Below are 13,521 nucleotides of genomic sequence, written 5' to 3'. Positions count from 1 at the left end.
ACGACGGCTCCGGGCGTCAGGGAAGCGGCCGTGGGAGCAGCCAGGGAAGCGGCAACGTCATCATCATCAACAACAACATTCCCATCTTCAACAACATCGGCGTCTCCCCGGCCACGAACACCACCGGCAACGGGACCCAGTGAACCGCCTATCGCGGGCCGCGCAGGTGGTGGCGTTTTCTCCAGGCGACCACAGCGCCCGCCACCGCCGGGATGACGATGGCCGCCACCGAGATCAGGAACACCGGGGACGTCGGGGTGGAGGCTCGGGCGCCTGCCACCACGTAGGCGGCCACGTTCGGGATCGAGCCGAGGGCGGTTGCCAGCAGGAACGGGGCGCAGCGCATGCGGGAGACGGCCGCGGCGTAGTTCGCGGCCCAGAACGGGACCCCGGGGAACAGGCGTACCGCCAGCATCGAACGGAAGCCGTGGCTGCTGAACTGGTTGTCCGCCGCCCTCAGCAGCCGACCGCGCAGCAGCGGGCGCAGGGCGTCCTGGCCGAGCATCCGGCCGAGCGCGAAGGAGATCCACGCGCCGAGGACGGTGCCAGCCATGGCGGCGCCCATGCCGAGGGCCGAGCCGAAGAGCGCGCCGGCCGCGAGATTCAGGAAGGGCCGGGGCACGAACGCCACGGTGACCAAGCCGTACGCCACGATGAAGATCACCAGGGCGGTGCCGCCCCGGGCCTGCGGCGGCCAGCCGTGGGTCATGAGCTTCTGGGGCTCGAAGAGCAGCACCGACGCCCCGCCCGCCGCGAGCAGGGCGACCAGCAGGGAGAGCCGGGACCACGGTGAGAGCAGCACTCTCGTGCAGCGGGACGTGAGGCCCGGCGGAGGAACGGCGACGGCGAGCTCCGTGGCGGTGACCCGGGAAGGGGCCGTGGCGGTGCCAGAGCGGTTGGCATCGAGCATCAGGCGACACTAACCGAAGCGGATGTGTGATCGCCGTACGGTCGCTGTCCGTTGGGTGGACGTGGGGCGCGGAAAACCGTTCGACGTGCGGCGACGCATCGGCAATGATCTGCGTCATGTTCCGGTACGCCTTCCTCCTCGCAGCGTCCGCAGTCGCGGATGCGCCGAAGGCTGCCGTCCTGTTCCTCACGGCCGCTGCCGACGGCGCCCGAAGCTGACCCTCCCCGGAACGTCCGGCGGACCCCGCAGGGGGAGGGTCGGCGAGTTCCCCGGGGTCCCCGCGTCTCGCGTCTTTGACGAGGCGTCTCTCCGTACCGAAGAGGCTTCGAGGTACAGCCATGCCCAAGACGGCGTACGTCCGCACCAAACCGCATCTCAACATCGGCACGATGGGCCATGTCGACCACGGCAAGACCACCCTGACCGCCGCCATCACCAAGGTCCTCGCCGAGCGCGGCACCGGCACCTTCGTGCCGTTCGACCGCATCGACCGGGCCCCGGAGGAGGCCGCCCGCGGCATCACCATCAACATCGCGCACGTCGAGTACGAGACGGACACCCGGCATTACGCCCACGTGGACATGCCGGGCCATGCCGACTACGTCAAGAACATGGTCACCGGAGCCGCGCAGCTGGACGGCGCGATCCTCGTCGTCTCCGCGCTCGACGGGATCATGCCGCAGACCGCCGAACACGTGCTGCTCGCCCGGCAGGTGGGCGTGGACCACGTGGTGGTGGCGCTGAACAAGGCGGACTCGGCCGACGAGGAGCTGGTGGAACTCGTCGAGTTGGAGGTCCGCGAGCTGCTCAGCGCGCACGGCTACGGCGGTGACTCGGTGCCCGTCGTGCGCGTCTCCGGGCTCAAGGCGCTGGAGGGGGACCCGCGTTGGACGGCGTCGATCGAGGCGCTGCTCGACGCGGTGGACACCTACGTGCCGATGCCGGAGCGGTATCTGGACGCCCCGTTCCTGTTGCCGGTGGAGAACGTGCTGACCATCACCGGGCGCGGGACCGTGGTGACCGGGGCCGTCGAGCGGGGGACGGTGCGGGTCGGGGACCGGGTCGAGGTGCTCGGCGCGGACGTCGAGACCGTCGTCACGGGTCTGGAGACCTTCGGGAAGCCGATGGACGAGGCGCAGGCCGGGGACAACGTGGCGCTGCTGCTGCGCGGGGTGCCGCGGGACGCGGTGCGGCGGGGGCATGTGGTCGCGGCGCCGGGGAGCGTGGTGCCGGCGCGGCGGTTCTCGGCGCGGGTGTACGTGCTGTCGGGGCGTGAAGGAGGTCGTACGACCCCGGTCTCGACGGGGTACCGGCCGCAGTTCTACATCCGTACGGCGGACGTGGTCGGGGACGTCGACCTCGGTGAGGTGGCCGTCGCCCGGCCCGGGGACACGGTGGAGATGACCGTGGAACTGGGGCGGGACGTGCCCCTGGAGACGGGGCTCGGGTTCGCGATCCGGGAGGGCGGCCGGACCGTGGGCGCGGGGACGGTGACCGGCGTCCAGGGTTCGTAGGCGGTTGCGGTACGTGGGGGACTGCGGGCCGGTGGAGGCCGGTCGCGCAGTTCCCCGCGCCCCCGGGTGGGTATGCGCATCGCACAATGGAGACGTGAACGAATCCATACCCGTCGTGCGTGTCACCGAGTACGGCACCGCCAAGTTGATGCCCGACGTCGATCGGGAGCGGGCGTGGTTGCTGACCGTGGACGGGGCGCCGCAGTCGTACGTCGACCTCGACGAACCGACGTATCTGGAGTTCGAGTACGCGCGGCGGCTCGGGTACGTGCTGGATGCCGTGGCCGAGGCCGGGGCGGCTCTCGACGTGCTGCATCTCGGCGGGGGCGCGCTCACCCTGCCCCGCTACGTGGCGGCGACCCGGGCCGGGTCCCGACAGGACGTCGTGGACGCCGACCGGGGGCTGCTCGACCTGGTCACCGAGCATCTGCCGCTGGCGGACGGCGCGGGGATCGCCCTGCACACCGCCGACGCCCGGGGCTGGCTGGAAGGGGCTCCCGGGGACTCGGCCGACGTGATCATCGGCGATGTCTTCGGCGGCTCCCGGATCCCCGCGCACCTGACCTCGCTGGGCTACGCGCGGGAGGCCGAGCGGGTGCTGCGCGCCGACGGGGTGTACCTGGCGAACCTCGCGGACTCCGCCCCCTTCGCCTTCCTGCGTTCGCAACTCGCCACCTTCGCCGCGGTGTTCGAGGAGCTTGCGGTCATCGCCGAGCCGGGGGTGCTGCGCGGCCGGCGGTTCGGGAACGCGGTGCTCATCGCCTCGCACCGGCCGATCGACGCCGGTGCGCTGGCCCGTCGCACGGCCGCCGACGCCTTCCCGGCGCGGGTCGAACACGGCAGCGCGCTCAGGGAGTTCGTGGGTGGCGCCCACTCGGTCGGGGACGCGGACGCGGTGCCGTCACCCGAGCCCCCCGGCGGAACGTTCGGCATCGGGTGACGCGGGCGTGGGCCGTTCGGTCACCGCGACCGTACGGCGGGTGAGGTTGCGCACGTCCGGCACGAGGAGCACCGCGGCCGTGACGACGACGATCACACAGGCGCAGCCCCACAGAGCGGGGCCGAGCCCGAAGGCCTCCTCGGCAGGGCCCGCCAGCGCCATCGCCGGCGGCAGCAGGGAGACCGAGCCGAACCAGTCGTACGCCGAGACCCGGGAGAGCTTCTCCTCGGGTATCTCCTGGTGCAGCGCGGTCATCCAGGAGACGCCGAAGACCTCCACCGTCACCCCGGTCACGAACATCACCACGTAGAGGACGCCCACCGGCACCGGTACCGCCAGGGCCGCGGAGGGCAGCGCCAGCGGGAAGACGCAGAGGGTGCCGACGAACAGCAGTCGGCGGGGCTTCCAACGGGTCATCAGGAGGGCACCGGCCGCCGTGCCCGCGCCGAACGCGGCCAGGGCGAGACCCCAGGGACCCGGGCCGCCGAGGCTGTTGCGTGCCACCAGCGGGCCGTAGACCGCGTCGGCGGCGCCCAGCACCGCGTTCGCGATCGAGAACTGGACGACGATGCCCCACAGCCAGGGGCGGCCCGTGAACTCCCGCCAGCCGTCCCGCAGGTCCGCCAGCATCCCGCCACCGGGAGCGCGCGGCGGGACATGGCTGACGTCGAGGAACGAACGCAGCGTCCCGGCGACCGCGAACGCCGCGGCGTCCACCGCCAGCACCCAGCCGGGGCCCACCGCCGCCACCAGCGCGCCGCCGAGGGCCGCGCCGCCCAGGGCGGCCCCCTGCATCGCCATCCGGAACACGGCGAACGCCCGGCCCGCCTGCTCCCCGCTCACCGAGGACAGCAGCATTCCCTCCGCCGCCGGGCTGAAGAACGCCTGGCCGGTACCGCCCAGCGCGGTGAGCAGCATCATCTGCCACAACCGGGGCTGGCCGGCGAGCACGAGGGCGGCGAAGGCGCCCTGGGAGAAGAAGTTCAGGGTGTTGGCCGCGACCATCACCCGGTGGCGGGGGAAACGGTCCGCGACCGCGCCGCCGACGAGCAGGAACAGCACCAGCGGGAGGGTGCGGGCGGCCGCCACCAGGCCGACGTCCCCGGCGTCGCCGCCCGCGTCCAGCACCGCGAACGCGGCGGCGATCAGCGAGCCGTTGGCACCCAGGCTCGTCACGATCGCCGCCGCGGTCAGCAGACCGTAGTTGCGGCCGGCCCAGGCGGGTCTGCGCAGGCGGGCGGGGGTGCCGGGGACGTCGGAGGTGGAGGTCACCGCCTGACTATCCCCGCCCGGGACCGGGCCTGCCAAACCGTTTGCCGGCCGTCGAGCCCCGCATCCGGTCAGCCCCCGGTCGGGGTGCCGTGCAGCCGGACCGTGCTGAGGATCTTCATGATCGTCGCTGTCGGGACCTCGCCGTTCACGCCCTTGGCACCGTAGAAGTCCCAGGACACCAGGTCCCCGGCCGAGTTCTCGAACCCGAACGTGATCGCCTTGCCGTCACTCGCACACTTGCCCTTGGCCGGTGTGCCGGTCGAGCGGGCCCACGCGTAGGCGCCCTTGAGGCCCGACGCGGTGGTGTAGGCGGTGGCCTTCTTGTCGTAGCCGATGCTCTTCTTGTCCGGATACGTATAGCCGCCGTACACCCACCAGGGCACCTCCCTGACGGCCGCGTCGCCCGGGGTCTTCGCGCCGCTCTCGCCCTTGGTGCCGACCGCCGCCAGGGCGGTGTCCTCGGTCCTGCCGTCCTTGTCGTCGTCGCTCGTGCACCACTTCGACCTGTACTGGGCGGGCGCCGACATCGTGATGATCGGCTTGCCCTCCTTGTCCTCGAAGCCGACGGAGGTGCCCGAGGACAGCACCTCCCAGTCGGCAGGCACGTCGAAGGCCGTGCCCCACTTGGGGTTAACGACGGTCTTCCAGCCCGCGACCGTCGGCTTCTCGCCGGTGCCGTCGCCGCGCGGGTTGTCGTCGCCCGAGGCGGTGGCCGAGGCGGACGCGGTCCCCGAAGGCGACCGGGGGGTCCCCTGGTTCTTGCCGCTGTCCGCCTTGTCGTCCTTCGTGCCGCCGAGCACCAGGAAACCGGTCACCCCGGCCGCCACCACGACGGCCGCGGCCGCGATGATCGCGACCAGCCGGGTCCGGTTGCCGCCGCCCCCGCCCTGCGGTCCCTGCGGTGCGCCGACGGGTCCCGGCGGACCCCACTGCGGCTGCCGGCCGTACCCGCCCGGCTGTGGATACTGCTGGTAGCCGGGCTGCTGGTACGGATTCGGCTGCTGGTAACCCGGTTGCTGGTACGGGTTGTTCTGCGGGTTCTGCTCGCCCCCTGGCGGCTGCTGTTCTGGCCACATGGCTGGTAACCCTAATCCAGGGTGCCGGCGGCCCGGTCCGGTCCGGTCCCCGCAGGGATCGGGTGAGCGGCCGACAACGGGCAGCAGAACGCCCTCGGCCCTCATGGTCGGAGCCCCTGGGGGCACCGGTGTCGCGAACGGCCGGCGGTGCTCGAAATGTGCGTGCGGGCCGGGCTCGGACAACGGAAGGATGGGTGGATGGAGCAACCGCTTGACGTGCCTGAACTCGCCGCCGGTGCTGGATTCGTGCTTCGGCCGTGGCGTCTGTCGGACCTTCCGCTGGTCCGTGAGGCGTCGGAGGACGACTACATCCCGTTGATCACGACGGTGCCCTCGCCGTATTCCGAGCCGGCGGGCGTCGCGTTCATCGAACGGCAGTGGGGCCGGGCGACCACGAGGGCCGGGTACACGTTCGTGATCGCGACCGCTGCCGGTCGGCCGGTCGGCCAGGTGGGGCTGTGGCTGAGGGACAGGGAACAGGGCCGTGCGTCTCTGGGCTACTGGGTCGTCAAGGCGGCGCGCGGTCAGGGCGCCGCCGTGGCTGCTGTCAACGCAGTGGTCGGCTGGGCTCTGCGGGATCTGCGGATTCCCCGGCTCGAACTGTGGGTGGAGCCGTGGAACACGGCCTCCGTGCGAACCGCCGAGCGTGCCGGATTCCGGCGCGAGGGACTGCTGCGGGGGTGGCAGCAGGTCGGGGGTGAACGCCGGGACATGTTCATGTATGCGCTGCTGAATGAGGAGTCGTGATGCCGTGGGTCCTGCCGCCAGGACCGGCTGGGTCCCCGATGCTTCGGCGGGGTGCCACGGGGCCGGCCGGCCCCGCATCGTGCTGACCGCCCCCGGCAGGCAGTACTGGCGCCGGCCCACGGTTCGAGGCTTGCTACGACGATGCCGCCGGTGCGACCAGCTGTCAGCTCACCCACGGCGAGTGGGTCGGGGCTCTGCGCACCGCCCCGGCTCTGGTCAGGTTCTGCTACCCGTGAGTAACATGCAGGTATGAGCACAGACCAGATGTCGATCGGCGAGATGCTCGCCGCCACGGTCCCGATGGTGCGGACCCTCAACCTGGAGTACCTGGAGACGACTCCGGAGCGGGCGGTGCTGTCGCTTCCGGACCAGGGTGAGTTCCACAACCACATCGGCGGCCCGCACGCGGGTGCGATGTTCACCCTCGCCGAGTCCGCCAGCGGGGCGGTCGTCCTCGCCGCCTTCGGCGACCAGCTCTCCCGGGCCGTGCCGCTCGCGGTCAGCGCCGAGATCGCCTACCGGAAGGTCGCCCTCGGCCCGGTCACGGCCACCGCGACGCTCGGCCGGCCCATCGCCGACGTCGTCGCCGAACTGGACGCGGGCGGGCGGCCCGAGTTCCCGGTCGCCGTCGCCATCACGCGCGAGGACGGCGCGGTCTCGGGCGAGATGTCGGTCGTCTGGACCCTGCGCCCCAACGGCTGACCCGGGCGTCGGAACGCCGGACGGGGTGCGGGCCGCCGGGCCCTCACCCCGTCCTCCACGAGGGGCCGCTCAGGCGGCGCGGCGCTGTTCCCGCCCGGCCCCGTCCTCCTCCGCCAGGCCCGCCACGAACTCCTTGAGCCACGCCGTGAACTCGGGCCCCAGATCCGGCCGTTCGCAGGCCAGACGGACCACCGTGCGCAGGTAGTCGCCCTTGTCCCCGGTGTCGTAGCGCAGTCCGTCGAAGACCACCCCGTGCACCGTCCCGCCGGCCGCCAACTCCTGCAGTGCGTCGGTCAGCTGGATCTCGCCGCCCCGGCCGGGCGCGGTCCGCTCCAGCACCTCGAAGACCTGCGGGTCGAGGACGTAGCGGCCGATGACCGCGTAGTTGCTCGGGGCGTTCTCCGGGGCCGGCTTCTCCACCAGTCCGGTCACCCTGACCACCCCGTCCTCGGCGGAGGCCTCGACGGCGGCGCAGCCGTAGAGGTGGACCTGCGAGGGGTCGACCTCCATCAGCGCCACGACACTGCCCTGGAAGCGGTCGCGGACGTCCAGCATCCGGCTGAGCAGGGTCTCGCGGGCGTCGATCAGGTCGTCGCCGAGGAGCACCGCGAAGGGCTGGTCGCCGACGTGGTGCCTGGCGCACAGCACCGCGTGGCCGAGGCCGAGCGGGTCGCCCTGGCGGATGTGGTGGATGTCGGCGAGCCGGGCCGGGTCGCGTACCGCGTCCAGGCGGACGGTGTCACCCTTGGCGGCCAGGGCCTGTTCCAGCTCGAAGGCGCTGTCGAAGTGGTCCTCGATGGCCCGCTTGTGCCGTCCGGTGACCATGAGGATGTCGTCGAGCCCGGCCTTTGCCGCCTCCTCGACGACGTACTGGATGGCCGGCTTGTCCACGACCGGCAGCATCTCCTTCGGTGTCGCCTTGGTGGCGGGCAGGAAGCGGGTGCCGAGCCCGGCGGCCGGGACCACGGCCTTGCGCACCGTCCGGGGGGACGCGGGGGCGGGGGAGGAGTGGGGGGCGATCATGCGGCACATGGTGGTGCACCGGGATGAGAGCGGGCCGGGAGAAACGTGTCAGGCGGCTGTGGAACGCCGGGTGCCGTCCGTTGTGACGGCGGGCGCCGAGGAGTTGAAGATTTCGTGATCCACCGGGTCCATGGCGCACACAAGTTGAACCTGTGCGACCGCTGAATCCAATCAGGATGTGGATACCGCCGGTAACTTATCTGAATTACCGCGACTTTGAACTTCGGTCATCCTGACTTCTTGTTTCCTATGAGCGGCGTGTGCGAAGGTGAGCCTCCCTGCGGGAGGGTCCAGAGGTCTGCACGGCCGTCAGGCCGGTCCTTGTGGGCTCCAGAAGGTACGCACCAATCAGGCACTGCATTCCTCAGGGCGCCATTTCGCATGCCGTCCTGCGGTTCGGAAGGAAATGGTTCAGTGCACTCCCCCTACCCCCCACGGCCGCCCTACCCGCCTCGCCCCGGTTCGACGCCCGGGGAGTCCGACCGCAATCTCGTCGCCCAACTCGCCGCGGACCCCACCGCCAGGCACCACGCCGTCGCCCTGCTGCTGGCCAGACACTGGCGTGCCACCTGCGAGTACGCCGTCGTCTGCCTCGCCTCCGCCACGCCCGCCGCGCAACTGGTCGCCAGCGCGGCCTTCGAGCGGGTCCTCGGCCGGCTGGCCGGCGGCGCGGTCGGCGGCGCCCTTCGTCCGCAACTGCTCGTGGCCGTACGGGAGACGGTCCGCGCGTGGGCCGCCGACGAAGCCATTTCCGTGGTCGTACCGGAACTGCGCAGAACCACCGGCGGTCGCGGACTCAGTGCCGCGAAGCCCGGGACCCCCGAAAGGCGGCAACTCGCCGAACGTGCTTTCCGGGCGCTTCCCGGAGCCTCGCAATGCCTTCTGTGGCACACCGAGGTGGAAGCCGAACCCATAAACATACCCGCTGGTCTGTTGGGTGTCGACGTCCGTACCGCGACGGCCGCCCTCGACCAGGCCCGCGAGCAATTCAGGACCGGCCTCGTGCGCGCGCACCGGGAACTCGCGCCCTCGAAGGAATGCCGTTTCTACAACCGTCTCCTCGACGTCCCCATTCGCCGGGGCGGGTCACTGCTCCCCGATGTGCAACGGCATCTCGCGGAGTGCCGGTACTGCCGGCATGCCGCCGAACAGCTGAGCCACTTCGACGGTGGTCTCGAGTTCCTGCTCGCCGAGACCGTGCTCGGCTGGGGAGCCCGCCGCTATCTCGACAGCCGCCCCGGTCGCGGCGCCGCCGTCGAGGCGTGGCCGACCGGCTCCGGACCGGAGCGGCAGGCCGCGCCCGGCGGACGGCACCGCACGGTGCCGGAGGGCGGCCGACGCAAGGCGCTGGCCGTCGGCGTCGGCGTCGGCCTGGTCTCCCTCGTGCTGCTCGCGACCGTGCTCGCGGCCAAGGGCTGGTCGGACGACAACGGCGTCGCGCACCCCGGCGCCACCACCTGGGGCGCCCCCGTCGTGGGCGTCACCCGGCCCGGCCCCACCGGCCGCTCGCCCGCCACGGGCTCCCCGTCGCCGGCGTCGGTGGGCGCACCCCCCGAGATCGCCCACGGCCGACTGCGCAGCCTCGACGCCGGACTCTGTGTCGACGTGCGCGGGGGCCTCGTGCGGGCGGGGGCCGAACTGCGGCTCGGCACGTGTTCGGACGCCGGGTCCCAGCAGTGGTCGTACCAGGAGGACGGCATGCTGCGCAGTGCCCTCGACCCCACCCTGTGTGTCGCCGCCGACCCCGGTGCCCGCAGTGTCGTGGTCTCCGGCTGCCTGGTGCACGCGGGGGAGGTGTCGTACGACTTCACGGTGCGCGGCGAACTCCTGCTCCGCTGGGACAAGGGCCTCGCGCTGGCCGCGGACGCCACCCATGTGGTGGTGGCCCGCCGCGACGGATCGGTCGGGCAGCGCTGGGACCTGCGACCGGCGGGCGACGACACGGCGATGCCGCCCGTGGCCGCCCCGACGGTGACGCCCCCTCCGGAGCAGGGCGGGCCCGCCGGGGCCCCCGGGACCCCGGCCCCGGCGGGGCAGGTGCCCGCTGCGCCACGGGAACCGTACGGCACGCGGGTCGCGCAGGCCGGGGCCTCCGACCGTCCCGTCGCCGTCGTTCCGTCCGCGCCTGTCGGCGCCATCGGGCACGCGGACCCCGTGGGGCCGCTCACCGCGACGGCCGGTGATGTGCTGGGCTCCGTGGCGAAGACCGTGACGGACGTCGCGCACGGGGCGGGAAGCCTGCTCGGCCAGGACCTGTCCGGCCGACCGGGGCTCGCTGCCCGGGGGGCCACTTCACCGTGAAGTGGTCCTCCGCTTTCGGGACTGCGGATCGTTGGCACAAGCCACACCGGATCTACGTCTCCTACGCACCGGCGGTACCGCTGACGGACCGTCAAGGCACTGTGACGGCGGATGCGTCCACAGGGCCTCTTCGGCGACAGGGACCCGGGAGTCCGCCTCACCGGTCCTTCCCGGTCGACGACGACCATCATCCGGTCGCCAAAGATCCACCGCTGGATCCGCGTCGACGAACGGCCGGCGAGCGGCAGCTCCCCGGCCGTTTACTTCAAGGGTTTACGAGAATTTTTCCGACTGCGTGTTTCATTTGAAGTAATACAGTTGGAGTCAGGTTTTTGTCAGGCTTGATGCAGGGTTCGTGCAGGACTGTCCGGAGCGGGTTTCCGGTGTGCCACGATCGAGCCACGGGCCGCGGACACCCCGAATTTACAGAGCTCGGCGCCACCGCACCGCACGTTGCGTCAGGGTGAGGACGGGATGAATGGCCGGGGTGCTTTGACGGGCTTGTGACGGTGTGGTGCCAGTGGTCCGGGCGCCCCGCGGCCCCTGATCCGAAGGGGATTGCTCGGTTTTTCGGCTCTTGCGGTGAATTCCCCCAGCTGGCCGAATCAATGCTGCCCCGCGTGATAGCGCCGCCCCGTTATTGACCCGCGAGTAATGAACTCGCTAGTTTCCGGTGGCCTCACCCGGATCTCTCCGCCGCACAAGTCCCCCACCGTGCTGTCCTCCCGATTATTCGGAGCATCATGACGTCCCCTGTGCGTGCCGTCGACCTGATCATCTGCATCACGCCTTTCGGAGAACCCGACGCCAGGCTCGCCACGGCGGTCTGCGCCGCCGGCGGACTCGGCGTCCTCGACCTCGGCCGCGGTGACCGAAGAACCCGGGAGGCACTGGCCCGGCTGACCCGCGCCGCGCCCGGGCCGTACGGCGTGCGGGTGGGCGCGGGCTGTGCGCTCGCCCCGGACGACCTGCACCCGGCCCCCGACACGGTGGTCCTGGCCGCCGACGCACCCTGGGACATCGCGCAACTCGCCCCGAAGAGCAGGGTCCTCGCCGAGGTCACCGATCTGGCCGCGGCACGCGCGGCGGTCGCGGCCGGCGCGCACGGGCTGATCGCCCGGGGAGCCGAGAGCGGTGGCCGGGTCGGCACGCTCAACACCTTCATCCTCCTTCAGCAGCTGCTCGCAGCAACGGAGTTGGGCGTACCGGTCTGGGCCTGCGGCGGCATCGGGCCGCGTACGGCGGCGGCCGCGGTGGCCGGCGGCGCGGCCGGGGTCGTCCTGGACAGCCAACTCGCCCTGCTCGCCGAGTCCGGGCTGCCCGAGGCGACAGCGGCCGCGCTGCGCTCCCTGGACGGCTCCGAGACGGTGGTCGTGGCCGGGCACCGGGTCCTGCACCGGCGCGGCCCGGACACCGTGCGCCCGCCCGCCGACGACCCGGCCGCGGTCGCCGCGCTGCTCGGCGCCGAGGACCCGCGCACCCAGCTGCTCCCGGTGGGCCAGGACGGCTTCCTCGCCGCGCGGTTCGCCGAACGATGGCGCGATGCCGGGCGAACGGTCCGGGAGGTGCGGGCGGCGATACGGGGGACCGGCGAGGGAGCGGCCGCGGCGCTGCGGCCCGCGACCTCCGCGATGAGCCGCGCCCTCGGCACCCGGCTGCCCGTCGCCCAGGGCCCGATGACCCGGGTCAGCGACCGGGCCGCCTTCGCCGCGGCCGTGGCCGACGACGGGGCACTGCCCTTCCTGGCGCTGGCCCTCGCGGACGGCGCCCGCACCCGGGAATTGCTGACCGAGGCCAAGGCGGCCCTGGACGGGCGGCCCTGGGGCGTGGGCGTCCTCGGTTTCGCCCCCGAGGAGCTGCGGAACGCCCAGCTCGAAGCCGTACGCGAACTGCGGCCCAGCCACGCGATCGTCGCCGGCGGCCGGCCCGCCCAGGCCGAGGTGCTGGAGCGGGCCGGGATCAGCACCTTCCTGCACGTGCCCTCGCCGGGGCTGCTGCGGCAGTTCCTGGAGGCCGGGGCCCGGAAGTTCGTGTTCGAGGGTTCGGAGTGCGGCGGCCATGTCGGGCCACGCGCGAGCTTCCCGCTGTGGGAGGCCCAGCTCGCCGTGCTGGAGGACTTCCCGCACGTCGAAGGAGTCCAGGTGTTCTTCGCGGGCGGCGTCCACGACGAACGCTCCGCCGCGATGGTCGCCGCGCTCGCCGCGCCGTTGACCGCCCGGGGCGCGGCCGTCGGCCTCCTCATGGGCACCGCCTACCTCTTCACCGAGGAGGCGGTGGACCGGGGGGCGATCCAACCCCTCTTCCAGCGCCAGGTCAGGGCCGCCGCCTCGACCGCCCTCCTGGAGACCGCGCCCGGTCACGCCACCCGCTGTGTGCCCAGCCCGTTCACCCTCAACTACCACAAGCGCGAAGCCGAGCTGCGGGCCGACGGAGTCCCGGACCGGCGGCTGTGGGAGGAGCTGGAACGGCTGAACGTCGGCCGGCTGCGCATCGCCAGCAAGGGCGTCGACCGCTCCGACACCGGCGAGTTGACACCCGCCGACGAGCAACGCCAGCTCAATGACGGGATGTTCATGGCCGGCGAGGTCGTCGTCCTGCGCTCGGCGACGACCACCATGGCGGCCCTGCACCACGCCGTGACCGACGGTGCGGCCGACCTCCTGGCGGGTCGGCCGGTGCCCCGGCAGCAGACGGAACCGCCCGCGCCCGCTCCGCTGGACATCGCGATCGTGGGCATGGCCTGTATGTTCCCGCAGGCTCCCGACCTCGCCGCGTTCTGGGCGAACGTGGTGGCCGGCCGCGACGCGGTCACCGAGGTGCCGCCCGAGCGCTGGGACCCGGCCGTCCACCACGCGGACGGGAACACCACGTCGAAGTGGGGCGGCTTCCTGCCGCCCATTCCCTTCGACGCGCTGGACTACGGCATCCCGCCCGCCTCCCTCGGCCACATCGAGCCGGTCCAGCTGCTCGCCCTGGAGGCCGCCCGACGGGCCCTCGACGACGCCGGATACGGCGGGCGGGGCCGGGAGTTCGACC

At 72.4% G+C, this 13,521-nt stretch carries 10 protein-coding genes; 6 read left to right on the top strand and 4 right to left on the bottom strand.

Going from position 1 to position 13,521, the window contains the following annotated elements; translation table 11 throughout:
- Positions 1-148 precede the first annotated feature (148 nt).
- Positions 149-910, bottom strand: a complete 762-nt coding sequence (locus ABZ646_RS25120) for a TVP38/TMEM64 family protein (protein WP_360523005.1) — start codon at positions 908-910, stop codon at positions 149-151.
- Positions 911-1,248: 338 nt separating this feature from the next.
- Between ABZ646_RS25120 and tuf the strand changes: the two genes are divergently transcribed.
- Both tuf and ABZ646_RS25110 read left to right on the top strand, forming a co-directional pair.
- A complete protein-coding gene (gene tuf / locus ABZ646_RS25115; protein WP_360523002.1) occupies positions 1,249-2,424 on the top strand; it encodes an elongation factor Tu in 1,176 nt (391 codons plus the stop codon).
- Positions 2,425-2,518: 94 nt separating this feature from the next.
- Positions 2,519-3,364, top strand: coding sequence for a fused MFS/spermidine synthase (locus tag ABZ646_RS25110; RefSeq protein WP_360522999.1), 846 nt, complete (start codon positions 2,519-2,521; stop codon positions 3,362-3,364).
- On the opposite strand, the gene ABZ646_RS25105 is transcribed toward ABZ646_RS25110, so the two are convergent.
- Together ABZ646_RS25105 and ABZ646_RS25100 are read right to left on the bottom strand one after the other, a co-directional pair.
- The gene (locus ABZ646_RS25105) at positions 3,326-4,636 is read right to left on the bottom strand and encodes an MFS transporter (RefSeq protein WP_360522996.1); all 1,311 of its coding nucleotides are present in this window, start codon (positions 4,634-4,636) and stop codon (positions 3,326-3,328) included. The two genes, ABZ646_RS25110 and ABZ646_RS25105, sit on opposite strands and share 39 nt — an antisense overlap.
- A gap of 68 nt (positions 4,637-4,704) precedes the next feature.
- Complete coding sequence (locus ABZ646_RS25100; protein ID WP_360522994.1) at positions 4,705-5,712, bottom strand: hypothetical protein; 1,008 nt, start codon at positions 5,710-5,712, stop codon at positions 4,705-4,707.
- 198 nt (positions 5,713-5,910) lie between these two features.
- Here ABZ646_RS25100 and ABZ646_RS25095 point away from each other — a divergent pair, with 198 nt between their 5' ends.
- Both ABZ646_RS25095 and ABZ646_RS25090 read left to right on the top strand, forming a co-directional pair.
- A complete protein-coding gene (locus ABZ646_RS25095) occupies positions 5,911-6,459 on the top strand; it encodes a GNAT family protein (RefSeq protein ID WP_360522992.1) in 549 nt (182 codons plus the stop codon).
- 264 nt (positions 6,460-6,723) lie between these two features.
- Positions 6,724-7,161, top strand: a complete 438-nt coding sequence (locus ABZ646_RS25090) for a DUF4442 domain-containing protein (RefSeq protein WP_360523008.1) — start codon at positions 6,724-6,726, stop codon at positions 7,159-7,161.
- 69 nt (positions 7,162-7,230) lie between these two features.
- Here the strand turns inward: ABZ646_RS25090 and galU are convergent, their stop codons facing one another.
- Positions 7,231-8,184 carry a UTP--glucose-1-phosphate uridylyltransferase GalU gene (galU, locus tag ABZ646_RS25085; RefSeq protein ID WP_360522990.1) on the bottom strand — a complete coding sequence of 318 codons (954 nt, stop codon included), beginning with the start codon at positions 8,182-8,184 and terminating at the stop codon, positions 7,231-7,233.
- A gap of 414 nt (positions 8,185-8,598) precedes the next feature.
- Here galU and ABZ646_RS25080 point away from each other — a divergent pair, with 414 nt between their 5' ends.
- Positions 8,599-10,485: a ricin-type beta-trefoil lectin domain protein gene (locus tag ABZ646_RS25080; RefSeq protein ID WP_360522987.1), complete on the top strand. Its 1,887-nt coding sequence runs from the start codon at positions 8,599-8,601 to the stop codon at positions 10,483-10,485.
- 743 nt (positions 10,486-11,228) lie between these two features.
- Positions 11,229-13,521: nitronate monooxygenase (locus ABZ646_RS25075; RefSeq protein WP_360522985.1), on the top strand; the 2,293-nt coding region annotated here is incomplete at its 3' end.

This window comes from Streptomyces sp. NPDC007162, from assembly GCF_040634175.1.
In the GTDB taxonomy this organism is placed as follows: domain Bacteria; phylum Actinomycetota; class Actinomycetes; order Streptomycetales; family Streptomycetaceae; genus Streptomyces.
This window is presented reverse-complemented; position numbering and strand designations above follow the sequence as displayed.